Origin of the sequence: Ideonella sp. BN130291 (assembly GCF_036231905.1) — a bacterium.
In the GTDB taxonomy this organism is placed as follows: Bacteria; Pseudomonadota; Gammaproteobacteria; order Burkholderiales; family Burkholderiaceae_C; genus CAMLIZ01.
Map to the genome: position 1 here is coordinate 9,831 of NZ_JAZARE010000006.1, position 26,938 is coordinate 36,768.

Sequence of the window (26,938 nt, forward strand, 5' to 3'; positions counted from 1 at the left end):
CGCAACGATTGCCGTTGAGCGCAGGGCGCCGCCGAGAAGGAAAGCCTGAATGGAACAACAGACCCGAGAGCCGGCTGCGCCAGCCGGCCGGCCCCGCCGGAGCCACTGGCTGGGCTCGCTGATCGCACTGGTGGCGCTGCTCGGCGTGGGCGCGTTGGCCTGGCACCTCACGCACCGGCCGGCCTCGGGTGCGCCGGGCGCCGGCCCGGGCCCGGGCGGCGCGGCGCCAGGCGCGCGTGCCGGTGGACCGGGCGGCCGGGGCGGTCCGCCCAGCACGGTGGGTGTGGCGGTGGCGGAACGGGCTGACATTCCAGTGTGGCTGGAAGCGCTGGGCACGGTGACACCGGCCGCCACGGTGACCGTGCGCCCGCAGGTGTCCGGCGTGCTGAAGCAGGTGCTCTACCGCGAAGGCGAAACCGTACGTGCGGGCCAACTGCTGGCCACCATCGACCCACGGCCTTTCGAGATGGCGCTGATGCAGGCACAGGGCCAGCGCCAGCGCGACGAGGCGCAGCTGGAAAACGCGCGCCTCACCCTGCAGCGCTACCGCACGCTGCTGCAGCAGGATTCGATCGCGCGCCAGGATGTGGACACGCAGGCCGCGCTGGTCAAGCAGCTGGAAGGCACCGCCATCACCGACCGGGCCGCCGAAGGCACCGCGCGGCTGAACCTCGCCTACACCCGCATCACCGCGCCGGTGGCCGGCCGCGTGGGCCTGCGCGTGGTGGACGCGGGCAACCTGGTGAACACCGGCGATGCCAACGGCATCGCGGTCATCACACAGGTGGCGCCGATCGACGTGAGCTTCGCGGTGCCGCAGGACCGGGTGCCGGAGGTGCAGGCGCGGGCGTCGCAAGGCGCCCAGCTGCCAGTGACGGCGCTGGACCGCAGCCGCACCGCCGAGCTGGACCAGGGCCACTTCCTCACGCTGGACAACCAGGTCGACGTCACCACCGGCACGGTGCGCGCGAAGGCGCGTTTCACCAACGCGAAGGGCACCCTGTTTCCCAACCAGTTCGTCAACGTGCGCCTGCTGGTGAACACCCTGCAGGGCGCGGTCACCGTGCCGGTGACCGCCGTGCGGCAGAGCCCCAATGGCGACTACGTCTACGTGCTGAAGGAGGACCGCACCGTCAGCCAGCGCAGCATTACGCGCGGCCTCACCACTGCCGAGCGTGCGGTCATCACCACCGGCCTGCAGGCCGGTGAGAAGGTAATCACCGAAGGCGCCGATCGGCTGCGCGACGGCGCCCGCGTGGTGCTGCCGGGTGACCGGCCCGCGAGCGGCGCGGCGATGGGCGGACGCCGGCGCGCATCCGGTGCCGGCGCGGGCGGCGCCAGTGACAGCCCCGCTGCCGCCACACCGGGCGAGCGGCCAGCCTCCGGCGCCTGGGGCCGACGCCAGCGCGCCTCGGCGCCCAGCCCATGAGCCCGTCCCGCCCTTTCATCGAGCGCCCGGTCGCCACGGCGCTGCTGATGCTGGCCATCGTGCTGGCCGGCCTGGTGGGGCTGAAGTTCCTGCCGCTGTCGGCCCTGCCGCAGGTGGACTACCCGACCATCCAGGTGCAGACGCTCTACCCGGGGGCCAGCCCGGAGGTGATGGCGCAAACCGTCACCGCGCCGCTGGAGCGCCAGTTCGGCCAGATGGCCGGGCTGCAGCGCATGAGCTCCAGCAGTGCGGCCGGCGTGTCCATCGTCACCCTGCAGTTCAGCCTCGGCCTTGCGCTCGATGTGGCCGAGCAGGAGGTGCAGGCGGCGATCAACGCCGGCGGCTCGCTGCTGCCGGCGGACCTGCCGGCGCCGCCGGTGTACGCCAAGGTCAACCCGGCCGATGCGCCCGTGCTCACGCTGGCCATCACCTCCACCAGCGTGCCGCTGACCGAAGTGCAGAACGTGGTGAACACGCAGTTGGCGCAGAAGATCTCGCAGGTGTCCGGCGTGGGCCTGGTCACCCTGGCCGGGGGCCAGCGGCCGGCCGTGCGCATCCAGGCCGACACCCAGGCGCTGGCCTCCTACGGCATTGCGATGGACACCCTGCGCAGCGCGATCACCGCGGCCAATGCCAACAGCGCCAAGGGCAGCTTCGACGGGCCGACGCGCTCTTACACCATCAATGCCAATGACCAGCTGCTCACCGCCGCCGAGTACCAGAACCTGATCGTGGCCTACCGCAACGGCGCACCGATCCGCTTGAGCAACGTGGCGCGGGTCGTGAGCAGTGCGGAAAACGTGAAGCTGGGCGCCTGGTCCGGGCTGCAACCCGCCATCATCGTGAACGTGCAGCGCCAGCCCGGCGCGAATGTGATCGCTACGGTGGACGCGATCAAGCAGCGTCTGCCCGAATTGCAGGCCGCGCTGCCACCCGCGCTGCAGGTCAGCGTGCTGAGCGACCGCACCTTCGGCATCCGCGCATCGGTGCAGCATGTGGCGATCGAACTGGTGCTCGCGGTGGTGATGGTGGTGCTGGTGATCTTTGCCTTCCTGCATGACCTGCGCGCCACCGTGATCGCGAGCCTGGCGGTGCCGATCTCGCTCATCGGCACGCTGGGCGCGATGTACCTGCTGGGTTACAGCCTCAACAACCTGAGCCTGATGGCGCTGACCATCGCCACCGGCTTCGTGGTGGACGACGCGATCGTCATGATCGAGAACATCGAGCGCCACATCGAGCTGGGCCTGCGGCCGCTGGACGCCGCACTCAAGGGCGCCAGCGAGATCGGCTTCACCATCATCTCGCTCACGGTGTCGCTGATCGCCGTGCTGATCCCGCTGCTGTTCATGGGCGACGTGGTGGGGCGGCTGTTCCGTGAGTTCGCCGTCACCTTGGCGATCACCATCCTGATCTCGGCGGTGGTGTCGCTCACCCTGGTGCCGATGATGGCGGGCCGCTGGCTGAAAGGCCATGCCGCAGACCACGCGCCACCACGGGGCGTCAGCGGCCGCCTGCAGCGCGGCTTCGAGTGGGTGAACGCCCGCTACGACCGCGGCCTGCGGTGGGTGCTGGCGCGCCAGGGCCTGACGCTGCTGGTGGCCTTGCTCACCCTCGCGCTCACCGTGCTGCTGTACCTGGCGATCCCCAAGGGCCTGTTCCCGGTGCAGGCCACCGGGCAGCTGCAGGGCCGGGTGGAAGCGGCGCTCGATGTGTCCTACAGCCGCATGGCGGCCTTGCAGCAGGCCGTGGTGCAGGCGGTGGTGGACGACCCCGACGTGGAGAGCGTGGCCTCCTTCGTGGGCGTGGACGCGCAGAACAACACCATGCTGCACACCGGCCGGCTGCTCATCCAGCTCAAGCGCACCCGCATCGGCGAGCAGGAGGCCGTCATGCAGCGCCTGCAGCAGCGCGCGCAGCAGGTGGCCGGCGTCACGCTCACGTTGCAGCCCACGCAGGACCTCACCATCGACGCCGAAAGCGGCCCCACGCCCTACCGCGTGTCCATCGAAGGCGCCGACGACAGCACGGTGCGGCGCTGGGCCCAGCAGCTGGCGGGCGCGATGCAGGGCGTGCCGGCGCTGCGCCACATCGTGTCCGATGCCTCGGCGCAAGGCCAGGCGGTGCAGATCGTGCTGGATCGTGACACGGCGTCCCGCCTGGGCATCACCGCCTCCGCAGTGGACGATGCGCTGTACAGCGCCTTCGGCCAGCGCATCGTGTCCACCATCTTCACCGAGACCAACCAGTACCGCGTGATCCTGGAGGCGCGGCCTGACCTGGCGGTCACCCCGCAGTCCCTGGGGCTGCTGCACCTGCGCACCAGCTCGGGCGACGCCACGCCGTTGTCGGCGGTGGCGACGGTGCGCGAGGTGCAGGCACCGCTGCAGATCACGCACGTGGCGCAGTACCCGGCCACCACCATCGGCTTCGACACCGCACCCGGCGTGGCGCTCGGCGATGCGGTGAAGGCCGTGCGCGCGGCCGCCCGCGAGATCGCGCTGCCCGACAGCGTGACCCTGAGCTTCCTGGGCGCGGCCAGTGCCTACGAAAGCTCGCTCAGCAACGAGCTGTGGCTGATCCTGGCCGCGGTGGTGTGCGTGTACATCGTGCTCGGCGTGCTGTACGAGAGCTATGTGCACCCGCTGACCATCCTGTCCACCCTGCCCTCGGCCGGCGTGGGCGCGTTGCTGGCGCTGATGATCGCCGGCCACGACCTGGGCGTGATCGGCATCATCGGCATCATCCTGCTGATCGGCATCGTGAAGAAGAACGCGATCATGATGATCGACTTCGCGATCGACGCGGAGCGCACGCAGGGCAAGGCGCCACGAGAGGCCATCCACCAGGCCGCGCTGTTGCGCCTGCGCCCGATCCTGATGACCACCGCGGCCGCGCTGTTCGCCGCCGTGCCGCTGATGTTCGGCTTCGGCGAAGGCGCCGAGCTGCGCCGCCCGCTGGGCCTGGCGATCTTCGGCGGGCTGGTGGTGAGCCAGCTGCTCACCTTGTTCACCACGCCGGTGATCTATCTGGCGTTCGACAGGATGGGCCGCCGGTTCGGGCGCCGCCCGGCGCAGGGCTCGGCGGACTACCGCGGCCCGAAGGACGCCACCGGGGACGAGCCGGCATGAACCTGTCGCGCCCCTTCATCGAGCGGCCGATCGCGACCGTGCTGCTGACCATCGGCATCGCGCTGGCCGGCATCGCGGCCTTCTTCGTGCTGCCGGTGTCGCCGCTGCCGCAGGTGGACTTCCCGGTCATCTCGGTGTCCGCGCGCCTGCCCGGCGCCAGCCCGGAGACCATGGCCACCAGCGTGGCCACGCCGCTGGAGCGCCGCCTGGGCGTGATCGCCGGGGTGAACGAGATCACCTCGTCCAGCGGCAACGGCTCCACCCGGGTGAGCCTGCAGTTCGACCTGGAGCGCAAGATCGACAGCGCCGCACGCGAGGTGCAGGCGGCCATCAACGCGTCGCGAGCCGACCTGCCGGCCACGCTGCGCAGCAACCCCACCTACCGCAAGATGAACCCGGCCGACGCGCCGGTGATCATCCTCGCACTCACGTCGCGCACGCGCTCGCCGGGGCAGATCTACGACGCGGTTTCCAACGTGGTGCAGCAGAAGCTCGCCCAGGTGGACGGTGTGGGCGACGTGGAGATCGGCGGCGGTTCCCTGCCTGCCGTGCGGGTGGAGCTGAATCCACTGGCGCTGGCGCGTTACGGCGTGGCGCTGGACGACGTGCGTGCCGCCCTGCAGTCGGCCACCGCCAACCGACCCAAGGGCAGCGTGGACGGCCCTGAGCGCCGGCTGCAGATCTACACCGGCATGCCGCGCGACCTGCAGGCCGCACCAGGCAGCGCCGCCATCTCCAGCACCGTGGACCGGGTGGCTGCCGACTACCGGACGCTGGTGGTCGCGTGGCGTGGCAACGCGCCGATCCGCCTGGGTGATGTGGCGGACGTGCAGTCCGGTGCGGAAGACCGGCGCACCTTGGGTTTGTTCAATGGTGAGCCGGCGGTGATCGTGCTGGTGACGCGGCAACCCGGCGCCAACATCATCGAGACGGTGAACGGCGTGCGCGCCCTGCTGCCGCAACTGCGCGCCCAGCTGCCATCGGACATCAACCTGCAGGTCGCCTCCGACAGCACCAACTCCATCCGCGCCTCGCTGCACGAAGTGGAGATCACGCTGCTGATCTCGATCGCGCTGGTCGTGGTGGTGGTGAGCCTGTTCCTGCGCAGCGTGCGCGCCACCGTGGTGCCGGCGGTGGCCACCATCGTGTCGCTGCTGGGCACGTTCGGGGTGATGCACCTGCTGGGTTTCAGCCTCAACAACCTGAGCCTGATGGCGCTCACCGTGGCCACCGGTTTCGTGGTGGACGACGCCATCGTGGTGCTGGAGAACACCAGCCGCCACATCGAGCAGGGCATGGACCGTTTCAAGGCCGCACTGCTGGGCGCCCGCGAGGTGGGTTTCACGGTGCTGTCCATCTCGCTCAGCCTGGTGGCCGTGTTCATCCCGCTGCTGTTCATGGGCGGCCAGGTGGGGCGGCTGTTCCGCGAGTTCGCGGTCACCTTGTCGGCCGCGGTGATGATCTCGCTGGTGATCTCGCTCACCACCACGCCGATGATGTGCGCCTGGCTGCTCAAGCCCGGCCATGCGCGCCGGCCACCAGGCCGCCTGGGGCGCGCCAGCGACTGGGCCTACCAGCGCGTGCTGCGGGTGTACGAACGCAGCCTGGACTGGGCGCTGGACGCAAAGTGGCTGGTGATGCTGATCCTGCTGGCGGTGATCGGGCTGAACGTGTACCTGTTCAGCGCGGCGCCCAAGGGCTTTTTCCCGCAGCAGGACACCGGCCAGCTCAACGGCGGCCTGCGCGCCGACCAGAGCATCTCCTTCGAGGCGCTGCAGGCCAAGCTGCGCCAGCTGGTGCGCATCATCCAGAGCGACCCGGCGGTGGACACCGTGGTGGGTTTCACCGGCGGCGGCCGCGCGGGCGGCGGCTTCATGTTCGTGAACCTCAAGCCCAAGGGCGAGCGCACCGAAGGCGGCCAGGCCGTCATCGCCCGCCTGCGGCCGAAGCTGCAGCAGGTGACCGGCATCAGCCTGTTCCTCAACCCGGTGCAGGACCTGCGCATGGGCGGGCGCCAGAGCAACGCCAGCTACCAGTACACGCTCAAGAGCGACAACCTGGCCGAGCTCAAACGCTGGGCCGCGCGGCTGGCCGAGCAGATGAAGCAGCACACCGATGTGATGACCGACGTGGACACCGACCAGCAGGACAACGGCGTGGAGGCGTACGTGGACGTGGACCGCGACAGCGCGGCGCGCATGGGCATCACCGCCCGCGACGTGGACAACGCGCTCTACGACGCCTTCGGCCAGCGCCAGGTGGCCACGCTCTACGACGAGCTGAACCAGTACAAGGTGATCCTGGAAGCAGCGCCGCAGTACACCCGCAGCCCGCTGGCGCTCAACGACGTGCAGGTGCCCTCCAAGGGCGCCACCGGCGGCACCGGCACGGCGACCAGCAGCAGCCCCAACCCGGCGCTGCGCGACGCCTCCGGCGGCCAGGCGCTGAACACGGCCTCCACCACCATGGTGCCGCTGCCGGCAGTGGCGCGCTTCAGCGAACGTGCCACGCCGACCTCGGTGAACCACCAGGACGGCGAGCCCGCCACCACGGTGTCCTTCAACCTGGTGGAAGGCAAGTCGCTCGGCGACGCCCAGGCCGCGATCGCGCAGGCCGAAGCGGAGATCGCGATGCCGACCCAGGTGCGCGGCAGCTTTCAGGGCACGGCGCGCAGCTTCCAGCAGAACCAGGGCCAGCAGCCGCTGCTGATCCTGGCCGCGCTGGTGGTGATCTACCTGGTGCTGGGCGTGCTGTACGAAAGCCTGGTGCATCCGCTCACGGTGCTGTCGACCCTGCCCTCGGCCGGCGTGGGCGCGGTGCTGGCCCTGCTGATGTTCGACCTGGAGTTCTCGCTGATCGCGCTGATCGGCGTGTTCCTGCTCATCGGCATCGTGAAGAAGAACGCCATTCTGATCATCGACTTCGCGCTCGACGCGGAGCGCGGCCGGGGCCTGACGGCCTTGCAGGCGGTCCGCGAGGCCTGCCTGCTGCGCTTCCGCCCCATCCTGATGACCACGCTGGCCGCCGCGCTGGGCGCCTTGCCGCTGGCCATCGGCTTCGGCGAAGGCGCGGAGCTGCGCCGGCCGCTGGGCATCGCCATCATCGGCGGCCTGATCGCCAGCCAGCTGCTCACCCTGCTCACCACGCCGGTGGTCTACCTGTTGCTGGATCGCTGGCGCCGCCGCGGGCGCGATGAGCGGCACCTGAGCCGCATCGTGGCCACGCAGGAAGCAACTTCATGAACAGATTCATCCCTTTTTTCGTGGCCGCGCTGGTGCTGGCCGGCTGCGCCACGGCACCGCCCTCCACGCCGCCCGACACGCCGATGCAGGTCGCCTACAAGGAAGCGCCGCCCGGCTGGATCAATGCCGCACCGGCGGACGCGCTGGAACGCGGCCCGTGGTGGACGCTGTTCGGCGACCAGCAGCTCAACGCGCTGGCGCAGCGGGTGCAGGTGTCCAACCAGAACATCGCGGCCTCGGTGGCGGCGTATGCCCAAGCCCAGGCACTGGTGCGCGAGCAACGCGCCAGCCTGTTCCCGCAGGTGGGCCTGGACGCCAGCGCGTCACGCTCCGGCGGCAGCGGCGCCAACACCGGCAACCGCCACCAGTTGAGCCTGGGCGCGAGCTGGGCGCCCGACCTCTGGGGCCGGTTGCGCGGCAGCGTCGCCGCGGCTGGGGCGCGTGCCGAAGCGAGCGCCGCTGATCTCGCGTCGGCCCGCCTGTCGATCACCGGCGAGCTGGCGGCCAACTACTTCAGCCTGCGCGAGACCGACGCCGAGCGCGAGCTGCTGCGCGCCACCATCGAGGGCTACGAACGCTCGCTGCAGATCGCGCGCAACCGCTATGACGCCGGCGTGGTGCCCAGGAGCGACTTGCTGCAGGCCCAGACGCAGCTGGCCAATGCGCAGGCCGACCTGGCCGGGCTGGACCGCCAGCGTGCGCAGCTGGAGCACGCCATCGCCGTGCTGGTGGGCGAAGCGCCGGGCAACTTCAGCCTCGCCCCGGCCGCCTGGCGCGCCGAGGCCTTGCCCGCCGTGCCGCTGGGCCTGCCGTCGGCGCTGCTGCAGCGCCGGCCCGACGTGGCGGCGGCCGAGCGCCGCATGGCGGCCGCCAATGCGCAGATCGGCGTGGCGCGCGCCGGCTACTTCCCCGACATCGGCTTGAGCGCCAGCACCGGCTTCAGCGCCGCCCGCCTGGCCGACCAGTTCAGTGCCAACGTGTGGTCGCTGGGCCTGTCGCTGGCGCAGACGGTGTTCGACGCCGGCGCCACCCGCGCCCAGGTGGACCAGGCGCGCGCCGCCTGGGAGCAGGCGGTGGCGCAGTACCGGCAGACCGTGCTCGAAGCCTTCCGCGACGTGGAAGACCAGCTGGCCGCCACGCGGGTGCTGGAGCGGCAATACGCCCTGCGCCGCCAGGCGTCTGAAGCGGCGGACCAGACCGAGCAGCAGGTGATGAACCGCTACCGTGCCGGCCAGGTGAGCTACAGCGAGGTCGTTGCTGCGCAGGCTTCCGCACTCAGCGCGCGCCGGACGCTGGTGCAACTCACCGCCAGCAGGCAGACTGGCGCGGTGGCCTTGATCCAGTCGCTCGGCGGCGGCTGGCAGGCCGACCCCAGGAGCCCATCGCCATGAACCTCCCGACCCTTCTTCGCCTTCGCGCTCCCCTGGTCGCGCTGTTCGCCGCGCTGGCCGCCATCAGCATGCCGGCCGAGGCACAGGCGCTGTATGTGGGTGCACCCCGGGTGTCGGCCTCGCTGAACATCGGCATCGGCTACTACGGCGGGTACTACGGCGGCCATCGCTACCACCGTGGCCCGCGCGGCGGGTTGTGGTGGGGGCCGGTGTGGCCGGGCGCGGTGTGGGTGGTGCCCGGCCCGGTGGTGTCCGTGCCGCCGGCGGTGATGGTGAGCCCGGCGCCGCACGCCCAGGCGAGCGACAAACCGGAGCCGGTGCTGTCCGCGCGGGCCGCGGCACCCGACCCCATCGTCTACCCCCGCAACGGCCAGAGTGCGGAACAGACCGAGGCCGACCAGCGCGAGTGCAACCGCTGGGCCACCACGCAGCGCAATGCGATGAACGACGCCAGCGTCTTCCATCGTGCCGTGCTGGCCTGCCTGGACGGGCGCGGCTACACCGTGCGGTAGCCGCCCCCGCGGTGCGGCACGCAAGTCCGCAAGACTTGTCAAACGCCCCCATGCCACGATGCGTTCACCCCATTACCGCAGGAGCGAACGCATGAAAACCATCGAGCAGACCCAACCGATCACCATCGTGGGCATCGAGCTGCGCACGTCGAACGCCGAGGCCTTCAACACCATCCCGCCGCACTGGCAGCGCTTTACCAGCGAAGGCGTGCTCGCGCGCATCCCGGCCAAGGCGTCGGACGAGGTGGTCGCGGTGTACACCCACTTCGAACACGAAGGCATCGACAACGAGGGGACGTATTCCTTGATCATCGGCGCCCCGGTGGACGGCCTGCGCGAGGTGCCCGCCGGCATGGTCTCCGCGGTGATCCCCCCGTCGCGCCGCGTGGTGTTCCCGGTGGAGCGCGGCCGCCACGACCTGGTGGGCGCTGCATGGCAGCACATCTGGGCCCAACCCGGCCTGGCCAAGACCTTCATTGCCGACTACGAACGCTACCAAGCGAATGGCGACATCGACATCTGCATCGGCGTGCACCGCTGAAATGCACGCGCCCGCGCCGGCCCTCACCGGCCGGGTGGACTACCGCGAGCGCCTGAGGCGCGTCACGCACTACATCCACGACCACCTGGACGACCCCCTGGACCTGAACCGCCTGGCCGACGTGGCCTGCCTGTCGGCCTGCCACTGGCACCGGGTGTACCACGCGGTGCATGGCGAAACCATCGCCGCCACGGTGAAGCGCCTGCGCCTGCATCGTGCGGCCGGTTTCATCGCCCACACGGCACTGCCGATGAGCGAGGTGGCGCGCCGCAGCGGCTATGACAACCTGCAGTCCTTCACCCGCATCTTCAAGTCGGTGTACGGCCTGCCGCCGGCGCGCTACCGCGAGCGCGGCAGCCATGCGGCGTTCCAGTCGGCTGACGGCCACGCCGACGCAGCCCCGGCTCACCCGGTGGCTGTGCGCGAGCTGCCGGCCCTGCAGGCGGTGAGCCGCGACCATCGCGGCGCCTACATGGAGATCGGCCGGGCCTTCGAGCTGCTGTATGGCGAGCTGGCGGCACAAGGCCTGCTTCAGCCACCGTTCCGCTCCTTCGGCGCCTACTTCGATGATCCGGCATCGGTGGACACGGCCGCCCTGCGGTCAACTGCGTGCGTGGTGCTGCCGGCGCACGGCGGCCTGCCCACGACACGCATCGGCGGTGGACCCTACGCCGTGCTGCGCTATCGCGGCCCCTACGCCACCATGCACAGCGCCTACCGCTGGCTGTATGGCCACTGGCTGGTGCAGTCGGGTTACGAGGCGGCCGATGCGCCGGTGCTGGAGGAGTACCTGAACGACCCGCGCACCACGCCACCGACCGAGCTGCTCACGGACATCTGCCTGCCGTTGCGCGGGTGAAGCCCTTTTCGGAGTACGGAGCGAGATCGGGCCGCTGGGGCGCTCTGCTGCGCTCATGTCCCCCGTCTCGGGCTTCGCCCGAGCCTCCTCCTTTACTTCGCTCCCCAGAACGCCCCACCGTCCCGATCGACCACCACCGCGGCTGTTCGACGGTGGAACAACTCCAGCGGGTCCTGCCAAGGGTGGCGTGGGGCCCACGTAGCGAAGTAAAGGAGGAGGGGTGGGCGAAGCCCGCCCCGGGGGACACGAGCGAAGTGGGCCCCGCGCCGCCCTTGGCACGCGCCAGCCTTAGCACGGGCCGTCCGCGGCGCGCACCACCGTTCGCAGTACTACGCCGTCACGTTCGCCACGCCGGCCGCATGCGCCTGCTGGTCCGCGTGGTAGCTCGACCGCACCAGCGCACCGACAGCGGCGTGCGTGAACCCCATCTTGTAAGCCTCGGCTTCGAACATCTTGAAGGTGTCCGGGTGCACGTAGCGGCGCACGGGCAGGTGGTGGCCGCTGGGGGCCAGGTACTGGCCGATGGTGAGCATGTCGATGTCGTGCGCGCGCATGTCGCGCATCACCTGCAGGATCTCTTCATCGGTTTCGCCCAGGCCCACCATGATGCCGCTCTTGGTGGGCACGCCGGGGGCGAATTCCTTGAAGCGCTTGAGCAGGTTGAGGCTGAACTGGTAGTCCGAACCCGGGCGTGCTTCCTTGTACAGGCGTGGCGCGGTCTCGAGGTTGTGGTTCATCACGTCGGGCGGCGCGGCCTTCAGGATGTCCAGCGCGCGGTCCATGCGGCCGCGGAAGTCGGGCGTGAGGATCTCGATGCGGGTCTCGGGCGACAGCGCGCGCGTCTGGCGGATGCATTCCACGAAGTGGGCAGCGCCGCCATCGCGCAGGTCGTCGCGGTCCACGCTGGTGATCACCACGTACTTCAGCTTCAGCGCGGCGATGGTCTTGGCCAGGTTCGCCGGCTCATCCACATCCAGCGGATCGGGGCGGCCGTGGCCCACGTCGCAGAAGGGGCAGCGGCGGGTGCACTTGTCACCCATGATCATGAAGGTCGCCGTGCCCTTGCCGAAACATTCGCCGATGTTGGGGCAGCTGGCTTCCTCGCACACCGTGTGCAGCTTGTGCTCGCGCAGGATCTGCTTGATCTCGTAGAAGCGCGTGGTGGGCGAGCCGGCCTTCACGCGGATCCAGTCGGGCTTCTTCAGCGTTTCGGCCGCCACCACCTTGATGGGGATGCGCGAAGTCTTGGCCTGCGCCTTCTGCTTCGCGGTGGCGTCGTAGTCGGCGCCCGCCTGGGCCTGGTGGACGGTGTTCTCGGTGGGCATCGTGGGCCGTTCTAGGGCGCCAATTGAGACGCGAGCCGCTGTGCCAGCTCCTGCGCCACCGTCGCCCAATCCGTGGAAACCCCGATTTTAGCCAGGTCGACCGTTTCCAGCCCGGCATAACCGCAGGGGTTGATCCAGGCAAAGGGCTGCAGGTCCATTGCCACATTCAGCGCCACGCCGTGGTAGGTGCGGTGGTTGCTGACCTTGATGCCCAAAGCGGCGATCTTGCCCAGGCCGCGGAAGGGTTCGTCGGCGGGGCGTGGGCCGGTGAGTGCGCTGTGGCCGAAGGGATCGTCCAGCTTCACGTAGATGCCGGGCGCGCCGCCCACGCGATGGCCGGTGACCTCGAAGTGCGCCAGCGTCTTCAGCACCGCGTTTTCGATGCGGAACACGTATTCCTTGACGAAGTAGCCCAGGCGCTTCAGATCCACCAGCGGATAGGCCACCACCTGGCCGGGGCCGTGGTAGGTGACCTGACCGCCGCGGTTGGTGGCGACCACCGGGATGCCGTGCGCGGCCAGCACATGCTCCGGCTTGCCGGCGAGGCCTTGCGTGAACACCGGCGGGTGTTCGCACAGCCAGAGCTCGTCGGGTGTGTCCGGCGTGCGCGCTTCGGTGAAGGCGCGCATCGCGTCATAGGTGGCCGCGTAGTCCACGCGCCCCAGGGTCTTGATGATCACGCCGTGCCTTCCATCGCCACGCCCAGCGGCGCCAGCCATTCACGCTCGCCCTTGGGCGTGGGCCGCACGCCGCGGCCTTCCAGGTCCTGCGTGAGCCAGCGCCGGCGCAATGCGGCCTGGAACACGGCTGCGCCCAGTGCGCCGCCCAGGTGCGAGCGGCGCTCGCTCCAGTCGAGGCAGGCGCAGGCAAAACGGCGGCGCTGCGTGCGCACCGCCGCGAGGTCGACGCCCCAGTCGTCCAGCGCACGTTCACCGGCCGGCAGCAGGCGGTATTCACGCGCGCCGTCGGGCTGCAGCCAGCGCGACTTCAGCAGGCGTTCATGCAGGCCGACCGCCAGCGTGCCGGCCAGGTGGTCGTAGCAGGTGCGCGCCAGGCGCAGGCGTTCGGGTGCGCGCGGCCGCGGCGGCTCCACCGGCCGGCCGGCGATCACCAGCAGCGACTCCAGCGCCGCACCCACCTCGTCGCTGGCCAGCGCGTAGTAGCGGTGCCGGCCCTGCGGCACGCAGGCCAGCAGCTGCTGCTCCACCAGGCGGGCCAGGTGCGTGCTGGTGGTGGACGCCGCCAGCTCGGTGGTGGCGCACAGCTCGGTGGCCGTGCGGGCACGCCGGTCCATCAGCGCGCACAGCATGCGCGCCCGTGCCGGCTCGGCGATCGCCGCGGCGATGGCGGCCAGGCGCTGTTCCACATCCATGGTTCGTTCCACATCGAAGCGTGAGATCCGCAGTGTCGCAAACTCCGGCGCATGACGCATCAGCCCTGCACCCTCGCCACCGCCTGCTGGCATCCGGACCCGTATCCCTTTTATGCCGATCTGCGCGCGCGCCACCCCGACGGCCTGTTCTTCGACGAGGAACAAGCGCTGTGGGTGGCCTGCAGTGCCGCGGCGGTGGACGCGGCACTGCAGGCACCGGAGCTGGTGGTGCGCCCGCCTGCCGAAGCGGTGCCGCGCGCGCTGCGCGGCAGGCCCAGCGGGCAGGTGTTTGGCGGTTTGATGCGCATGAACGAAGGCCAGGCGCACCAGCAGCCCAAGGCCGAAGCGCTGCCGTTCCTGGCGCGGCTGGAGGCCGCGCTGCCGGCCGCCGTGCAGCAGGTGATGGCCGCGGGATTCAGCCCGCGCCGGCAACCGATCGACGAGCTGCTGTTCGACGCGCCGCTGGGGCTGCTGGCCGCCCTGCTCGGCCTGCCGGCCGGCCAATGGCGGCCGACGGCCCGCGCGGTGCGCCGCCTGGTGGCCGCCTGGTCGCCGATGGCCGACCACGCGGCGCACCATGCCGGCGACGCGGCAGCCAACGAACTGCTGGCAGCCTTCGACGGCCAGGTGAACCGCATCGGCTTTTTCACCCAGACCTGCGACGCGACCGCCGGGTTGATCGGCAACGCGCTGGTCGCCTGGCAGCGCGACGCGGCTGCCGCCTTTGACGTGCCCTGGCTGCAAGACACCGCCCGCCAGGACCCTGCGGTGCAGAACACACGCCGCTGGGCCACCGCGCCGGTGCGCCTGTGCGGCCAGGCGCTGCAACCCGGCGACGCGATGCTGGTGCTGCTCGCCTCGGCCAACCACGACACCGTGGCGCCCCAGTCCGGCTTCGGCTGGGGCCGTGGCCGCCATGCCTGCCCGGGCGAGCGCCTGTCGCAGGCCATGGCCATCGCGCTGCTGCGCGCCTGGCGCGACGAGGACGAACACGGTCTTCACCAGTTCACCGCACGATGGCACTACCGGCCGTCGCCCAACGCCCGCATTCCCCGTTTCGACCAAGGAGCCTGATCATGATGGCCGTGATCTTCGAAGTGGTGCCCGCCGAAGGCCGGCGCCAGCAGTACCTGGACACTGCGGCGGCGCTCAAGCCGCTGCTGGAGCGCATCGACGGCTTCATCTCGATCGAGCGCTTCCAGAGCCTGGCCGATCCGGGCAAGCTGCTGTCGCTGTCGTTCTGGCGCGATGAAGCCGCGGTGCGCGAATGGCGCGCACAGGAGGCCCACCGTGGCGCCCAGGCCGCCGGCCGCTCGGGCGTGTTCGAGGACTACCGCCTGCGTGTGGCCGCCGTGGTGCGCGACTACGGGCTGCACGAACGCGAGCAGGCACCCGAGGACAGCCGCGGCGTGCACGGCTGAAGGGCGCCGATGGTGCTGCGCGCTACAGCACCACCTTCACCATCGGATGGGTGGACAGCGTGCGGTAAAGCTCGTCGAGCTGCTCGCGGCTGGTGGCGGTGATGGTGACCGTCACCCCCAGGTAGTTGCCGCCGCTGCTGGCGCGCGTTTCCACCGTCCCCGCGTCGAAACCGGGGTCGAACTGGCGTGCGATCGCCACCACCGCGTCGGCAAAACCATCGACATTGGCGCCCATCACCTTGATCGGAAAGGCGCTCGGGTACTGGATCAGCGAATCTTCGGCGGGCAGGGGCATGGCGGGGGGATCAGATCGATTGCGCCAGCTTGGCGCGCTGGTAGGCCTCGTACAGGCGGGCATACACCGGGCCCGGCTTGCCGCGCAGGGCGCCGTGGCCCACGGGCTCGCCGTCCAGCGAGGTGACGGGCAGCACTTCCTTGGTGGCCGAGCTCAGCAGCACCTCGTCGGCGGTGAACACGTCGGCTTCGGGAATCGGCCGCAGGTTGTAGGCGATGCCCACTTCCTCGCACAGCTCGCGCAGCAGCTCCACCCGGATGCCCTCGAGCAGCAGCTCGCTCTTGGGCGGGCCCAGCAGGGCGCCTTCATGCACGATCCACACGTTGCTGGCCGAGGCCTCGCTCAGGTACTTGATGCCGTTGCTCGCCTCGCGGAACAGGATGGTCTCGGTGGCGCCCTTGTCGGCGGAGATCTGGCGTGCCAGCACGTTGGGCAGCAGCGAGGTGGCCTTGATGTCGGCGCGCTCCCAGCGGAAATCCCGCGCGGTGATGCAGGCCACGCCATGGTGGCGCTGCTCCGCCGTGGCTGGCTTCATGGCGCTGCACATCATGAACACCGTGGGCTCCAGGTCCACCGGCATCGCATGGTCGCGCAGCGCCACGCCGCGCGTGACCTGGATGTACACCAGCTGGTCTTCGGCGGAGTGCGCCGCGCTCAGGCGACGCGCCCGCTCCAGCCATTCGGCTTCGGCATGCGGGTTGGGAATGCGCACCTTGGCCAGGCTGCGCGCCAGGCGCGCCATGTGTTCCTCGAAGCGGAACAGTCGCCGGCCGTAGACCGGCACCACTTCATAGATGCCGTCGCCGAAGATGAAGCCGCGGTCCAGCACCGAGACCTTGGCCTGGTCCAGGCGCGTGTACTCACCGTTGAGGTAACACAGGGTGTCGGGTAGGGACTGCATTTCGGACTCCCTGAAGTGGGCGGTCAGCTTACTTGATCCACAGGCGCAGTGCGTCCCAGGCGCGGCCGACGATGCCGGCCTGCTCCACCGGCTCCATCACCACCAGGGGCACCTCGGCCACCGGCACACCTCCGGTCGTGCTGACCTTGATGGTGCCCACGCGCTGGCCCTTGGGCAGCGGCGCCACCAGCGGATCGGTGCGCTCCACTTTGGTCTGCAGCTTGTCGCCTTCGCCCTTGGGCATGGTGACGAACACCGGGCCGGCGGCGCCGAGCTTGGCTTCCTTGGCCACGCCCTTCCACACCGGCACCGTAGCGACCGGCTTGCCGGCGTCGAACAGCTTGATCGCATCCCAGGCCGCAAAGCCCCAGTTGAGCAGCTTCTGGCTCTCGGTGGCGCGCGCCTCGCGCGACGCGGTGCCCATCACCACGCTCACCAGCCGGCGTTTGCCGTTGGGGAAGTCGCGGATCGCGCTGGCCACCAGGCAGTAGCCGGCGGCGTCGGTGTAGCCGGTCTTCATGCCGTCCACCGTGGGGTCGCGGCGCAACAGCAGGTTGCGGTTGTCCTGCTTGATGTTGTTGTACTTGTACTCCTTGATGGAATACAGCGGGTAGTACTCGGGGTGGTCCTTCACGATGTGCATCGCAATCACCGCGATGTCGCGCGCGCTGCTGCGATGCCCCGGCTGCGTCATGCCGGTGGGATTGGTGAAGCTGGTGTTCTTCAGGCCCCAGGCCTGGGCCTGGCGGTTCATCATCGCGACAAAGTTCTCCACCGTGCCGCCCACGGCTTCGGCGATGGCCACCGAAGCGTCGTTGCCCGATTGGATGATCACGCCGTGCAGCAGTTCGTCCACGGTGGGCGTCATCGTGGTGTCGATGAACATCAGCGACGGGTCGCCCTTGCGCTCGCTCCAGGCACGCACCGACACCGGCACCTTCTGCTCCAGCGTGAGCTTCTTTTCCTTCAGCGCATTGAAGGCCAGGTAGGCCGTCATCAGCTTGGTGAGCGAGGCCGGGTCGTTGGGCGCATCGGCCTCGCGCTCGGCCAGCACCTTGTTGCTGGACAGGTCCATCAGGATGTAGCTCCTGGCCGCCACTTCGGGCGGCTGGGGTGCCTGCGCAAGGGCAGACATGCTGCCGGCCACGGCCAGCACCAGGGCAATCAGTCGTTTCATTCGTTGGGTCAGGAAGAAGAGGTGGAAGGGTTCAGGCTCCAGGCGCGCAGCACCAGGGACTTCAGCAGCGCGAGCTGCCCATGGAAGAAGTGGCCGACGCCCGGCACCACCAGCACCGGCAGGTGCTGCGGCCGGGCCCAGTCGAAAGTGGCCTGCAGGGGCACCACCTCGTCGGCTTCGCCGTGGATCACCAGCGTGTCGGCCGGCACGGGCGCCACCGTGAAATTCGAGGTGGCCGGCCCCACCAGCACCAGGCGCTCGGCCTGCTGGCCCTGCGGCAATCGCTGGGCCGCCTGGGACGCCACGTAGCCGCCGAAGGAAAAACCGCCCAGCACCAACGGCAGGCCGGGGTCGCGCAACGCCGCAATCACCGCCAGCGCATCGTCCACCTCGCCGCGGCCCTCGTCCCACTGGCCGGCCGAGCCGCCGATGCCGCGGAAGTTGAAGCGCACGCTGCGGTAGCCGAGCTGGACGAAGGCGCGTGCCAGTGTCTGCACCACCTTGTTGTCCATGGTGCCGCCGTAGACGGGATGCGGATGGCACAGCACCGCCACGCCACGCGGCGCACCCTCGGGCCGATCCACCGCGCACTCGATGGTGCCTGCAGGGCCGGCCACCTGCAGCCGCTCGGTGTGGGCGTTCATCGTGTCAACGGCCCACGTTGGGCGGCAGCAGCAGGCGCTCCACCACCTGGCCGTTCTTGAGATGCGACTCGACGATCTCGTCGATGTCGGCCTGGTCCACGTAGGTGTACCAGACGGCCTCGGGGTACACCACCGCCACCGGGCCGCCGGCACAGCGGTCCAGGCAGCCGGCCTTGTTGACACGCACGCCGCCCGGGCCGGTGATGCCCGCCTGCTTCACCCGCGCCTTGCAGTGCTTGTACGCACCTTCGGCATCGTGTTCGGCACAACTCGGTTCGTCGGCCCGTTCGTTCAGGCAGAAGAAGATGTGGCGCTCGTAATAGCTCATCGGCGGATTGTAGGCAGCGTGGCTCCGAGATCAGGGCTTACCCTCGCTGTCCGCATCGCGTGCGCCCAGGCGCATCAGCAGCCACACGCCGGCGGCATACGGCCACAGCCAGCCCACCCACTGCGCCAGCCCGTTGAAGCGGATGAAGCGGCCCTGCTGCCAGCCCTGCAGGCTTTCGGCGAAATAGGGGTCGGCGGGCGCCTGGGCGACCAGCACCACCAGCGCGCTCAAGGCCACCAGCGCCAGCGCGGCCGCCATGCGCCGCCCCAGCCAGGCGGTGGCCACCGCTGCCAGCAGCGCGGCGCCCATGGCCGGCAGGGTGTTGGGCGTGAGCCAGGTGAACGCATGCGCCGGGCCGAAGCTCAGCGTGGTGGACAAGGTGGTGGTGGCGAGGCCGGCCGCTGCCGTGGCCACGGCCACCGCGATGCGGCGCAGGCCCGGGCGCAAGGCGGAATGGGCCAGCAGGCAAGGCCCGAGCAAGCCCAGCGCGACCGTGAACCATTCGGACAGCGGCGTGAGGGGAGGCACCTCCAGCGCGGGCGCCAGCCAGTCCGCCGCCCGCTCCGCCCAGGGTGTGCCGCTGACGGCCGCCAGCGCGAGCTCGCGCAGCGCATCGCCGACCTGGCCCAGGCCGAGAGGCACCGGCGTCGGGAACAGCAAGGCGGCCGGCCACAGCAGCAACAGGGCCCGCGCGCCCGCGCTGCCGCCCAGGAACCAGCGGTCGCGCAGCGCCTGCCAGCGCGCCAGGTGGCCGCTCGCCTGCAGCAGCGCGGCCAGAGTGGCCCCGAGCAGGGCACCGCCAGAATTCAGCAGCCAGTCCAGCAACGAGGGCACCCGTTCGGGCAGGAAGTTCTGCGTCACCTCCAGCGCGAACGACAGTGCGGCCGGTGCCAGCGTGCCCACCACCAGCGCCGGCAGCAGGCGCCAGCCGCTGTGCAGCGCGGCCACGCAGGCCAGTGCGCCCAGCGGGAAGTAGCCCACCAGGTTGGCAAAGAGGTCGAAGCGGGGAAAGTAGCGCGGCCAGGGCAGCTGCATCAGCTGCTGCAGCTCATGGCCGGGTGGCCAGCGCCAGTCGGAAAACGGATACAGGCTGGCGTAGATCACCAGCGCCGCAAAGGCCAGGGCCAGCGGAACGGCCGAGCTGCGGGCACGGGCCATGCGGCGGTGCTTTTAGAACGGCTTGACGATCACCAGGATCACGATGGCCGCAAACAGCAGCACCGCCGATTCATTGAAGATGCGGAACCAGCGGTCGGTGCGCTGGTTGGCCACCTGCTCGAAGCGCCGCAGCAGGCTGCGGCAGGCATGGTGGTAGCCGATCACGCCCAGCACCAGCAGCAGCTTCAGGTGCAGCCAGCCGCTGTGCGGGCCCTTGCCCACGCCGTAGTAAAGCCACAGCACCAGCCCCAGCGCCAGGGCCGGCACCATCAGCAGGCTGGAAAACCGGTACAGCTTGCGCGCCATGACCAGCAGCCGCTCGCGTTCCGCATGGCTGTCCGGGCTGATCATCGCCAGGTTCACGAACAGCCGCGGCAGGTAGAACAAGCCCGCGAACCAGCTGGCCACGAAGATGAGATGGAAGGCCTTGACCCACAGATAAGCGCTGCTCATGCGCGGGATTATGTGGGCCGCCCACCGCGCGCGCATCGACGCAGGGGCTGGGGCTGGGGCACGGCACCCCCTCCCCCGGCAAGCGCCCGTCCCTCGGGACAGACCGCGCAGCGGTCAGGGGAGCGGCGTGGCAGGCGGGCGGAACGCGGACGGGTTGCCCGGCCGCGTTTCGAGCCCCCACGGGGGGCCGCCGTCCGACGGCGGGGGGCTCACATGAAGAAAAGCCCCGGCCAAGGCCGGGGCTGCAAAGCCTTATCGCTGTCATCACGTTAAGGCGCCTGCTCAGGGAGGAAAAGCAGGGAATGACACCCTTGCGGATATCATTCAACCCCTACTTTAGCAGAGGCTGGGCGTTTGTGACAATTGAGTAACACGCCGGCCGGCCAAGTTTCACGACGAGCGTGAACTATTGCGTTCCGCAACGTCGCAGCCAAGGAACTCCGCGTGCGCACTCCCCCGCCCTTCCCGCTCAGCCGCCCGCGGCGCCTGCGCCGAGACAGTTTCACCCGCGCCCTTGTACGCGAGCACACACTCACCGCCAGTGACCTGATCCTGCCGGTGTTCCTGCTCGACGGCAGCCAGCAGCGGCAGGCGGTGGGCAGCATGCCGGGGGTGGAGCGCATGAGCGTGGACCTGCTGTTCGGCGTGGCCGAGGAGTGCGTGACGCTCGGCATCCCGGTGATGGCGCTCTTCCCTGTGATCGACCCCGGGCTCAAAACCCCCGACGGACGTGAGGCCACCAACCCGGAAGGCCTGGTGCCGCGGGCGGTGCGCGCGCTGAAGCAGCGCTTTCCGCAGCTGGGCCTGCTGACCGACGTGGCGCTGGATCCGTTCACCACCCACGGCCAGGATGGCGTGCTGGACGACAGCGGCTACATCCTCAACGACGAGACCGTGGCCGTCCTGGAGCAGCAGGCCCTGGTGCAGGCCGATGCCGGCGTGGACATCGTGGCGCCCAGCGACATGATGGACGGCCGCATCGGCGAGATCCGCACCGCGCTGGAAGAAGCCGGGCACATCCACACCCGCATCATGGCCTACAGCGCCAAGTACGCCAGCGCCTTCTACGGCCCCTTCCGCGACGCGGTGGGCAGCAAGGGCAACCTGGGCAAGAGCGACAAGAAGACCTACCAGATGGACCCAGGCAACAGCGACGAGGCCTTGCGGGAGGTGGCGCTGGACCTGGCCGAGGGCGCCGACATGGTGATGGTCAAGCCCGGCCTGCCCTACCTGGACATCGTGCGGCGCGTGAAGGACGAGTTCCGCGTGCCCACCTTCGCCTACCAGGTGAGCGGCGAGTACGCGATGGTCAAGGCCGCCGCCGCCAACGGCTGGCTGGACCACGACGCGGTGATGATGGAGTCGCTGCTGGCCTTCAAGCGCGCCGGCGCCGACGGCGTGCTGAGCTACTTTGCGCTGGAGGCCGCGCGCCTGCTGCGCCGCCCGGTCTGACGCAGGGCGCACACCAGCGCATGCGGGTCGCCAGCATCAGCGCGGACAGCGTTGCCGAACTTCCGGCGCCGCCGGACGCGCTGCCGCCCAGCGGTTTTGTCTGGCTGGCCTGCAGCCGGGCGGAATTCGAAGCCCAGGCGGCCGAGCTGCAGGCGCTGCTGCAGCGCTGGACCGGCGGCCAGCTGGTGGACCTGCATGTGTCCGACCTGCTGAACCGGCAGTTGCCTTCGCACTTCGACTACACCTCCTGGTACGACGTGCTGGTGTTCCGGCGCCTGGTGGCGGCCGGGCCGGAAGGCTCGCCGATGACCACCATCGACACCAGCCCGGTGGGTTTTGCGGTGTTCGACCGGGTGCTGCTGACCATCCACCCCGACGACTGCACCGTGCGCGACCACTTCTTCGCGCGGCTGCAGCAGATGACCCAGGGCGCCGATGTGCGCAACGGCTCGCGCCTGCCGGCCAGCCCGGCCGACCTGATGCTGCGCATGGTGAACCACATCGTCGACAGCTACCTCGACCTGCGGCGCCGCCTCACGCGCCAGCTGGGCGAGATGCAGAGCTCGCTGCTGGACCCGAAGAACCGGGTGCATGACTGGCAGGTGCTGCTGGACGCGCGCAATGTGCTGCACGTGCTGGAAGACACCTGCGAGGACCAGCGCAGCGCGGTGCAGGAATGGATAGACGCGGCCGACGAATGGCCGCCCGTGGGGGATGCCCAGGCCATGCGCGAGCGTGAGCTGCTGCGGGTGCGCGCGCGCGACGTGCTGGAGCACATCGAACGGGTGCTCACCCATGTGCGGCGGCTGGAGTCCTCGGCGGAGACCGCGGTGCAAATGCACTTCTCCGCCGTGGGGCAGCGCACCAACGACATCATGCGCACGCTCACCGTGCTGACCGCGATCTTCCTGCCGCTGAACCTGATCACCGGCGTGTTCGGCATGAACTTCGATGCGTTGCCGCTGATCCACCGGGAAACCGGCTTCTGGATCGCCTTTTCGGCGATGGTTGGCGTGGGCCTGGCGTTGGGCGCGTTCTTCTGGCGCAAGCGCTACCTGGGCACCCACCCGCGCTGAGGGTGCTGCAAAAAATCGACCGGCGACCAGCCGCGCGCCCCGCCCTAGCGGCGAGCGGCCGCCGGCCTGTACGGATCGGCAAAGCCCAGCGCAAGCAGCAGCTCGCTTTCGCGCGCCTCCATCACCTGGGCGTCTGCCTCCTCTTCATGGTCGTAGCCCTGGGCATGCAGCGCGCCATGCACCAGCAGGTGCGCATAGTGGGCGTGCAGGCTGATGCCCTGCTCGGCCGCCTCCTGCGCCACCACCGGTGCGCACAGCACCAGGTCGGCCACGACCACCGGCTCATGCTGGTAGTCGAAGGTGAGCACGTTGGTGGCGTAGTCCTTGTTGCGGAAGCCGCGGTTGAGCTCCCGGCCCTCGTCCTGGCCGACGATGCGCACGGTGATCTCGGCCGGCGCCTCCAGCGCCGCGCGGATCCAGCGTGCCACCTTGTGGCGCGGCAGTACGGCGCGATGCGACGGGTCGGCGAACTGCAACGACAGCGTGAGCTCGGGCCGCGCCATCAGGCGTCCGCCTTCTTCGCCTGGGCCGCGTCGTAGGCCTCGACGATGCGCGCCACCAGCGGATGCCGCACCACGTCGGCCGCGGTGAACCGTGTCATCGCGATGCCACGCACCTTCTGCAGGATGCGCTCGGCTTCCACCAGGCCGCTCGCCGTGCCCTTGGGCAGGTCGATCTGGCTCACGTCGCCGGTCACCACGCACTTGCTGCCGAAGCCGATGCGCGTGAGGAACATCTTCATCTGCTCGGAGGTGGTGTTCTGCGCCTCGTCGAGGATCACGAATGCATGGTTGAGCGTGCGCCCGCGCATGAAGGCCAGCGGCGCGATCTCGAGCGCGCCGCGCTCGAAGGCCTTGGTCACGCGGTCGAAGCCCATCAGGTCGTAGAGCGCGTCGTACAGCGGCCGCAGGTACGGGTCCACCTTCTGCGTCAGGTCGCCCGGCAGGAAACCCAGGCGCTCGCCGGCTTCCACCGCGGGGCGGGTGAGCACGATGCGCTGCACCGCGCTGCGCTCCAGCGCGTCCACCGCGCAGGCCACCGCGAGAAAGGTCTTGCCGGTGCCGGCCGGCCCGATGCCGAAGGTGATGTCATGGGCCAGGATGTGGCGCAGGTAGGCGATCTGGTTGTGGGTGCGCCCCACCAGGTCGGCCCGCCGGGTGTGCAGCACGATCTCGCCGTCGGCGCCGGCCGGCGCCGCCGTTGCGGGCGCGGCATCCTGGGTGGCCTCCACCAGCGCGAGCTGGAAGGTCTCTGCCGGAATCGGCTTGCGGGCGCGGTCGTACAGATGCTGCAGCAGCACCACCGCACGCTCGGCCTTGTGCTTCGCCCCTTCGACACGGAACGACTCATTGCGCCGGCTGATGCTCACATCGAAGGCCGCCTCGATCGCGCGCAGGTTTTCGTCCAGGGTGCCGCACAGGTGGGCGAGCCGGTTGTTGTCCAGGGGGATGAAAGCGTGGCGCAGGATCACAGCGGGCTGGCGGGCAAAGCCGCCGGTGAGGACGGGAATACCGCACATTGTGGCGGGATCGCGCGCCAGGGTGCTTCCTGCACAATCCCGGGTCCATGCGCCGCCTGTGCCTCGTCCTGCTTGCCCTCGTGCTGTGGCTGCCCGCCGCGCAGGCCCAATTGACGCAGGCCATCCGCTTCAGCTCGGCCTGGAGCCTGGAATCCCCGGCAGCCCACTTCCCCACCGACGTACCGGCGCGCCTGGTGCCGCTGCCCGACGACTGGGCGGTGTCGCGGCCTGGCCATGCGGGGCCGGTGTGGTACCGGGTGAGCTTCGACGCGCCGGGCGCGCGCGACAGCAGCGAGCTGCTCGCGCTGTACATCGACCGGGTGTGTTCCAGCTTCGAGGTCTACCTCAACGGCCAGCTGGTGCACCGCGACGGCAGCATGACACCGCCAGTGCGGCGCAACTGCCAGCGCCCGCAGCTGATCGCCCTGCCCAGCGGCCTGATGCAACACGGCAACAACACGCTGGACCTGCGTGTGCTGGGCCGGCCGCTGGAACACGTGGCCTCGCACCAGCGCGCCGGCGGCGTGTCGGTGCTGGACCTCGGGCCCTACGCGCAGCTGGCGGAGGTGCACGCCCGCCGCATCGCGTGGCGGGTGACCTTGCCGCAGGTGGTGAGTGCGACCTTGCTGCTGCTGGGCTGCTTCATGTTCGTGATGGGCTGGCGCCATCGCAAGGCCAGCTACCTCGCGTACTTCGGCGCCCTGTGCGCCACCTGGTCGGTGGTCACGGCGCGCCTGTGGTTGCGCAACGTGCCGCTGCCCGCGCCCTGGAGCGAGGTGTTCATCACCGCCCTGCTGCCTTTCGTGGTGCTGTGTGCGGTGCAGTTCCTGCTGCGTTATGCCGGCCGGCGCGACACCCGGGTGACGGTGGCGCTGTGGCTGCAGTGCCTGCTGCTGCCGGCGGCGGTGCTGCTGTTCGGCGAAGAGCATGTGTACCAGGTGGCCAGCGCCTCCTACGGGCTGCTGGCGCTGGAGACCACTACCGTGGTGGCGTTCTACCTGCGTTGGACACGCGCGGAGCGGCCGTCGGAATTCCCGATCATGGTGTTCTGGCTGGGGCTGATGGTGGTGCTGATCGCGGCCGAGTTCGCGTCGCAGCAGGGCCAGGCGATCGGGCTGGCCGGTGACTTCGCTCATGTGGCGATCCCGGTGGTGTTCGTGGCGATCGGCCTGCGCCTGGTGCAGCACTACGCCCGCGCATTGCAGACCGCCGAGGAAGGCCGTGTCACGCTGGAAGCGCGCATCCGCGAGGCCACGGCCGAGATCGAGCGCAACTTCGCCCAGCTGGCCGAACTGCGGGTGGAGCAGGTGACCGAGCGCGAGCGCAAGCGCATTGCCGCCGACCTGCACGACGACCTCGGCGCCAAGCTGCTGACCATCGTGCACACCAGCGAATCGGAGCGCATCTCCACCCTGGCGCGCGAGGCACTGGAAGAGATGCGCCTGTCGGTGCGCGGCCTGACCGGCAAGCCGGTGCGCCTGATCGACGCCCTGGGCGACTGGCGTGCGGAGGTGGTGTCGCGCCTGGCGCAGGCGGGCATCGAGGCGGATTGGAACTCGCCCACCGACGACGTGCCGCAGACGCTGTCGGCGCGCGCCTATGTGCAGACCACCCGCATCCTGCGCGAGGCGGTGAGCAACATCATCAAGCACAGCGCCGCCTCGCACTGCACGGTGGCCTGCACCGTGGCCGAAAGCGACTTCCAGCTGATCGTGCAGGACAACGGCCGCGGCATCCCGCTGGAGCTGGACGGCCGCCTGGACCGCGGGCACGGCATGTCGAGCATGAAGCACCGGGCCAAGCAGTTGCAGGGGCAATGCCTGGTGGAGTCCGGCCCCGGCTATGGAACCGTGATCCGCCTCACGCTTCCCTTGTAGGCTTTGCGGCACGCAGCAGAAGCGGCTGCTAGTATCAGCCGCCCCCTTGTTGCTCGCCCTGCGCCGCCGCCATGAAGAACATCCTGCTGCTCGAAGACCTGCCCGAGATCCGCGCCTGGCTCAAGACGCTGGTGCTGCAGGTGTTTCCCGCGGCCCACATCTCGGAGAGTGCGCGCGTGCACGACGCGCTGGAGATGGTGTCGGCCGTCAAGTTCGACCTGGCCCTGGTGGACCTCGGCCTGCCCGACGGCTCGGGTGTGGACGTGGTGAGCGCGCTGCGCGAGAACCAGCCGGATGCGCAATCGGTGGTGGTGACCATCCATGACGACGACGAACACCTGTTCCCCGCGCTGCAGGCCGGCGCTTTTGGCTACCTGCTGAAGGAACAGGCGCGCGAGCTGCTGATGGAGCAGCTGCAGCGCATCAGCCAGGGCGAGCCGCCGCTGTCCCCCTCGATCGCGCGCCGGGTGATCGCCTACTTTGCCGCTCAGGCCAAGCCGCAGGCGTCGATGATGCCGCACGTGTCGCTCACCGAACGCGAAAGCGAAGTGCTGCTGCGCGTGGCCAAGGGCTTCACCCTGCCGGAGATCGGCGTGCAGCTGAACCTGTCGCGCCACACGATCGCCGACTATGTGAAGCAGATCTACCGCAAGCTCAATGTGAGCTCGCGTGCCGAAGCGGCGCTGGAAGCGCAACGCCTCGGACTGTTCCGACGCTGAGGAATGTTGGCCCCCCGTCGCTGAGTACCGCGACGCGTCCCCCGAGGGGACTGACCCCAAGAGCTCGGGGCGGCCCGGCGCTCTTGGGGACCCCGCTGCAGCGCCCGGATAATCAG

The 26,938-nt window shown here is 69.9% G+C and carries 25 protein-coding genes; 13 read left to right on the forward strand and 12 right to left on the reverse strand.

Features of this window, described 5'->3' with window-relative positions; genetic code table 11:
* Positions 1 to 49 precede the first annotated feature (49 nt).
* The 7 genes from VPH43_RS13655 to VPH43_RS13685 all read left to right on the forward strand — a co-directional run bounded on the left by VPH43_RS13655 (position 50) and on the right by VPH43_RS13685 (position 11,105).
* Positions 50 to 1,429, forward strand: coding sequence for an MdtA/MuxA family multidrug efflux RND transporter periplasmic adaptor subunit (locus VPH43_RS13655; protein WP_328578270.1), 1,380 nt, complete (start codon positions 50 to 52; stop codon positions 1,427 to 1,429).
* The gene (locus VPH43_RS13660) at positions 1,426 to 4,560 is read left to right on the forward strand and encodes an efflux RND transporter permease subunit (protein WP_328578271.1); all 3,135 of its coding nucleotides are present in this window, start codon (positions 1,426 to 1,428) and stop codon (positions 4,558 to 4,560) included. Before VPH43_RS13655 ends, VPH43_RS13660 begins: the two co-directional genes overlap by 4 nt.
* Positions 4,557 to 7,802 (forward strand): efflux RND transporter permease subunit, encoded by a 3,246-nt coding sequence (locus VPH43_RS13665; RefSeq protein ID WP_328578272.1) that lies wholly within the window; start codon positions 4,557 to 4,559, stop codon positions 7,800 to 7,802. Before VPH43_RS13660 ends, VPH43_RS13665 begins: the two co-directional genes overlap by 4 nt.
* Positions 7,799 to 9,193, forward strand: a complete 1,395-nt coding sequence (locus VPH43_RS13670) for an efflux transporter outer membrane subunit (protein WP_328578273.1) — start codon at positions 7,799 to 7,801, stop codon at positions 9,191 to 9,193. Before VPH43_RS13665 ends, VPH43_RS13670 begins: the two co-directional genes overlap by 4 nt.
* Complete coding sequence (locus tag VPH43_RS13675; RefSeq protein WP_328578274.1) at positions 9,190 to 9,705, forward strand: hypothetical protein; 516 nt, start codon at positions 9,190 to 9,192, stop codon at positions 9,703 to 9,705. Before VPH43_RS13670 ends, VPH43_RS13675 begins: the two co-directional genes overlap by 4 nt.
* Positions 9,706 to 9,796: 91 nt before the next feature.
* A complete protein-coding gene (locus tag VPH43_RS13680) occupies positions 9,797 to 10,246 on the forward strand; it encodes a GyrI-like domain-containing protein (protein ID WP_328578275.1) in 450 nt (149 codons plus the stop codon).
* A gap of 1 nt (position 10,247) precedes the next feature.
* Complete coding sequence (locus VPH43_RS13685) at positions 10,248 to 11,105, forward strand: AraC family transcriptional regulator (protein ID WP_328578276.1); 858 nt, start codon at positions 10,248 to 10,250, stop codon at positions 11,103 to 11,105.
* Between the two features lie 329 nt (positions 11,106 to 11,434).
* Here VPH43_RS13685 and lipA read toward each other — a convergent pair whose 3' ends face one another.
* From lipA to VPH43_RS13700, 3 genes are read right to left on the reverse strand one after another with little or no spacing between them, the layout of a single operon-like run.
* A complete protein-coding gene (gene lipA, locus VPH43_RS13690) occupies positions 11,435 to 12,430 on the reverse strand; it encodes a lipoyl synthase (protein ID WP_328578277.1) in 996 nt (331 codons plus the stop codon).
* A gap of 11 nt (positions 12,431 to 12,441) precedes the next feature.
* Entirely contained in the window at positions 12,442 to 13,149 is a 708-nt protein-coding gene (gene lipB / locus VPH43_RS13695; RefSeq protein WP_442909287.1) for a lipoyl(octanoyl) transferase LipB, read from the reverse strand.
* A complete protein-coding gene (locus VPH43_RS13700) occupies positions 13,107 to 13,802 on the reverse strand; it encodes an ArsR/SmtB family transcription factor (RefSeq protein ID WP_328578279.1) in 696 nt (231 codons plus the stop codon). The genes lipB and VPH43_RS13700 overlap by 43 nt, the downstream gene beginning before the upstream one ends.
* Positions 13,803 to 13,853: 51 nt before the next feature.
* Here VPH43_RS13700 and VPH43_RS13705 point away from each other — a divergent pair, with 51 nt between their 5' ends.
* Together VPH43_RS13705 and VPH43_RS13710 are read left to right on the forward strand one after the other, a co-directional pair.
* Positions 13,854 to 14,876, forward strand: a complete 1,023-nt coding sequence (locus VPH43_RS13705) for a cytochrome P450 (RefSeq protein ID WP_328578280.1) — start codon at positions 13,854 to 13,856, stop codon at positions 14,874 to 14,876.
* A gap of 2 nt (positions 14,877 to 14,878) precedes the next feature.
* Positions 14,879 to 15,223, forward strand: a complete 345-nt coding sequence (locus VPH43_RS13710; protein WP_328578281.1) for an antibiotic biosynthesis monooxygenase family protein — start codon at positions 14,879 to 14,881, stop codon at positions 15,221 to 15,223.
* Positions 15,224 to 15,245: 22 nt separating this feature from the next.
* On the opposite strand, the gene VPH43_RS13715 is transcribed toward VPH43_RS13710, so the two are convergent.
* Genes VPH43_RS13715 through VPH43_RS13745 form a run of 7 tightly spaced genes read right to left on the reverse strand, consistent with a single transcriptional unit; the run spans position 15,246 to position 20,179 of the window.
* Positions 15,246 to 15,518 (reverse strand): YbeD family protein, encoded by a 273-nt coding sequence (locus VPH43_RS13715; RefSeq protein ID WP_328578282.1) that lies wholly within the window; start codon positions 15,516 to 15,518, stop codon positions 15,246 to 15,248.
* Between the two features lie 10 nt (positions 15,519 to 15,528).
* On the reverse strand, positions 15,529 to 16,419 hold the full coding sequence (locus tag VPH43_RS13720; RefSeq protein WP_328578283.1) for a D-amino acid aminotransferase: 891 nt from the start codon (positions 16,417 to 16,419) through the stop codon (positions 15,529 to 15,531).
* A gap of 28 nt (positions 16,420 to 16,447) precedes the next feature.
* Positions 16,448 to 17,596, reverse strand: coding sequence for a D-alanyl-D-alanine carboxypeptidase family protein (locus VPH43_RS13725; protein ID WP_328578284.1), 1,149 nt, complete (start codon positions 17,594 to 17,596; stop codon positions 16,448 to 16,450).
* 8 nt (positions 17,597 to 17,604) lie between these two features.
* Positions 17,605 to 18,240 (reverse strand): alpha/beta hydrolase, encoded by a 636-nt coding sequence (locus tag VPH43_RS13730; RefSeq protein WP_328578285.1) that lies wholly within the window; start codon positions 18,238 to 18,240, stop codon positions 17,605 to 17,607.
* Positions 18,241 to 18,244: 4 nt separating this feature from the next.
* Positions 18,245 to 18,568 carry a (2Fe-2S) ferredoxin domain-containing protein gene (locus VPH43_RS13735; protein ID WP_328578286.1) on the reverse strand — a complete coding sequence of 108 codons (324 nt, stop codon included), beginning with the start codon at positions 18,566 to 18,568 and terminating at the stop codon, positions 18,245 to 18,247.
* 30 nt (positions 18,569 to 18,598) lie between these two features.
* Positions 18,599 to 19,726: a VanZ family protein gene (locus tag VPH43_RS13740; protein ID WP_328578287.1), complete on the reverse strand. Its 1,128-nt coding sequence runs from the start codon at positions 19,724 to 19,726 to the stop codon at positions 18,599 to 18,601.
* A 12-nt stretch (positions 19,727 to 19,738) separates the two neighbouring features.
* A complete protein-coding gene (locus tag VPH43_RS13745; protein WP_328578288.1) occupies positions 19,739 to 20,179 on the reverse strand; it encodes a CopD family protein in 441 nt (146 codons plus the stop codon).
* A gap of 444 nt (positions 20,180 to 20,623) precedes the next feature.
* On the opposite strand from VPH43_RS13745, the gene hemB reads away from it, so the two are divergent.
* A complete protein-coding gene (gene hemB, locus VPH43_RS13750; RefSeq protein ID WP_328578289.1) occupies positions 20,624 to 21,631 on the forward strand; it encodes a porphobilinogen synthase in 1,008 nt (335 codons plus the stop codon).
* Between the two features lie 20 nt (positions 21,632 to 21,651).
* Positions 21,652 to 22,707, forward strand: coding sequence for a magnesium transporter CorA family protein (locus VPH43_RS13755; protein ID WP_328578290.1), 1,056 nt, complete (start codon positions 21,652 to 21,654; stop codon positions 22,705 to 22,707).
* 44 nt (positions 22,708 to 22,751) lie between these two features.
* Here VPH43_RS13755 and ybeY read toward each other — a convergent pair whose 3' ends face one another.
* Together ybeY and VPH43_RS13765 are read right to left on the reverse strand one after the other, a co-directional pair.
* Entirely contained in the window at positions 22,752 to 23,210 is a 459-nt protein-coding gene (gene ybeY / locus VPH43_RS13760; RefSeq protein WP_328578291.1) for an rRNA maturation RNase YbeY, read from the reverse strand.
* Positions 23,210 to 24,178, reverse strand: a complete 969-nt coding sequence (locus tag VPH43_RS13765; RefSeq protein WP_328578666.1) for a PhoH family protein — start codon at positions 24,176 to 24,178, stop codon at positions 23,210 to 23,212. The genes ybeY and VPH43_RS13765 overlap by 1 nt, the downstream gene beginning before the upstream one ends.
* A 95-nt stretch (positions 24,179 to 24,273) precedes the next feature.
* On the opposite strand from VPH43_RS13765, the gene VPH43_RS13770 reads away from it, so the two are divergent.
* Both VPH43_RS13770 and VPH43_RS13775 read left to right on the forward strand, forming a co-directional pair.
* The gene (locus tag VPH43_RS13770; RefSeq protein WP_328578292.1) at positions 24,274 to 26,103 is read left to right on the forward strand and encodes a sensor histidine kinase; all 1,830 of its coding nucleotides are present in this window, start codon (positions 24,274 to 24,276) and stop codon (positions 26,101 to 26,103) included.
* 71 nt (positions 26,104 to 26,174) lie between these two features.
* Positions 26,175 to 26,822 (forward strand): response regulator transcription factor, encoded by a 648-nt coding sequence (locus tag VPH43_RS13775; protein ID WP_328578293.1) that lies wholly within the window; start codon positions 26,175 to 26,177, stop codon positions 26,820 to 26,822.
* The last annotated feature ends 116 nt before the right edge of the window (positions 26,823 to 26,938 follow it).

Coding starts and splice junctions, on each gene's coding strand:
- VPH43_RS13740 (WP_328578287.1), bottom strand. CDS start 19,726: ATGGCCCGTGCCCGCAGCTCGGCCGTTCCGCTGGCCCTGGCCTTTGCG.
- VPH43_RS13755 (WP_328578290.1), top strand. CDS start 21,652: ATGCGGGTCGCCAGCATCAGCGCGGACAGCGTTGCCGAACTTCCGGCG.
- ybeY (WP_328578291.1), bottom strand. CDS start 23,210: ATGGCGCGGCCCGAGCTCACGCTGTCGTTGCAGTTCGCCGACCCGTCG.
- VPH43_RS13730 (WP_328578285.1), bottom strand. CDS start 18,240: ATGAACGCCCACACCGAGCGGCTGCAGGTGGCCGGCCCTGCAGGCACC.
- VPH43_RS13770 (WP_328578292.1), top strand. CDS start 24,274: ATGCGCCGCCTGTGCCTCGTCCTGCTTGCCCTCGTGCTGTGGCTGCCC.
- VPH43_RS13660 (WP_328578271.1), top strand. CDS start 1,426: ATGAGCCCGTCCCGCCCTTTCATCGAGCGCCCGGTCGCCACGGCGCTG.
- lipB (WP_442909287.1), bottom strand. CDS start 13,149: ATGGCTGGCGCCGCTGGGCGTGGCGATGGAAGGCACGGCGTGATCATC.
- VPH43_RS13745 (WP_328578288.1), bottom strand. CDS start 20,179: ATGAGCAGCGCTTATCTGTGGGTCAAGGCCTTCCATCTCATCTTCGTG.
- VPH43_RS13670 (WP_328578273.1), top strand. CDS start 7,799: ATGAACAGATTCATCCCTTTTTTCGTGGCCGCGCTGGTGCTGGCCGGC.
- VPH43_RS13715 (WP_328578282.1), bottom strand. CDS start 15,518: ATGCCCCTGCCCGCCGAAGATTCGCTGATCCAGTACCCGAGCGCCTTT.
- VPH43_RS13705 (WP_328578280.1), top strand. CDS start 13,854: ATGACGCATCAGCCCTGCACCCTCGCCACCGCCTGCTGGCATCCGGAC.
- VPH43_RS13680 (WP_328578275.1), top strand. CDS start 9,797: ATGAAAACCATCGAGCAGACCCAACCGATCACCATCGTGGGCATCGAG.
- VPH43_RS13665 (WP_328578272.1), top strand. CDS start 4,557: ATGAACCTGTCGCGCCCCTTCATCGAGCGGCCGATCGCGACCGTGCTG.
- VPH43_RS13685 (WP_328578276.1), top strand. CDS start 10,248: ATGCACGCGCCCGCGCCGGCCCTCACCGGCCGGGTGGACTACCGCGAG.
- VPH43_RS13720 (WP_328578283.1), bottom strand. CDS start 16,419: ATGCAGTCCCTACCCGACACCCTGTGTTACCTCAACGGTGAGTACACG.
- VPH43_RS13675 (WP_328578274.1), top strand. CDS start 9,190: ATGAACCTCCCGACCCTTCTTCGCCTTCGCGCTCCCCTGGTCGCGCTG.
- VPH43_RS13655 (WP_328578270.1), top strand. CDS start 50: ATGGAACAACAGACCCGAGAGCCGGCTGCGCCAGCCGGCCGGCCCCGC.
- VPH43_RS13725 (WP_328578284.1), bottom strand. CDS start 17,596: ATGAAACGACTGATTGCCCTGGTGCTGGCCGTGGCCGGCAGCATGTCT.
- VPH43_RS13735 (WP_328578286.1), bottom strand. CDS start 18,568: ATGAGCTATTACGAGCGCCACATCTTCTTCTGCCTGAACGAACGGGCC.
- VPH43_RS13775 (WP_328578293.1), top strand. CDS start 26,175: ATGAAGAACATCCTGCTGCTCGAAGACCTGCCCGAGATCCGCGCCTGG.
- VPH43_RS13700 (WP_328578279.1), bottom strand. CDS start 13,802: ATGGATGTGGAACAGCGCCTGGCCGCCATCGCCGCGGCGATCGCCGAG.
- VPH43_RS13710 (WP_328578281.1), top strand. CDS start 14,879: ATGATGGCCGTGATCTTCGAAGTGGTGCCCGCCGAAGGCCGGCGCCAG.
- lipA (WP_328578277.1), bottom strand. CDS start 12,430: ATGCCCACCGAGAACACCGTCCACCAGGCCCAGGCGGGCGCCGACTAC.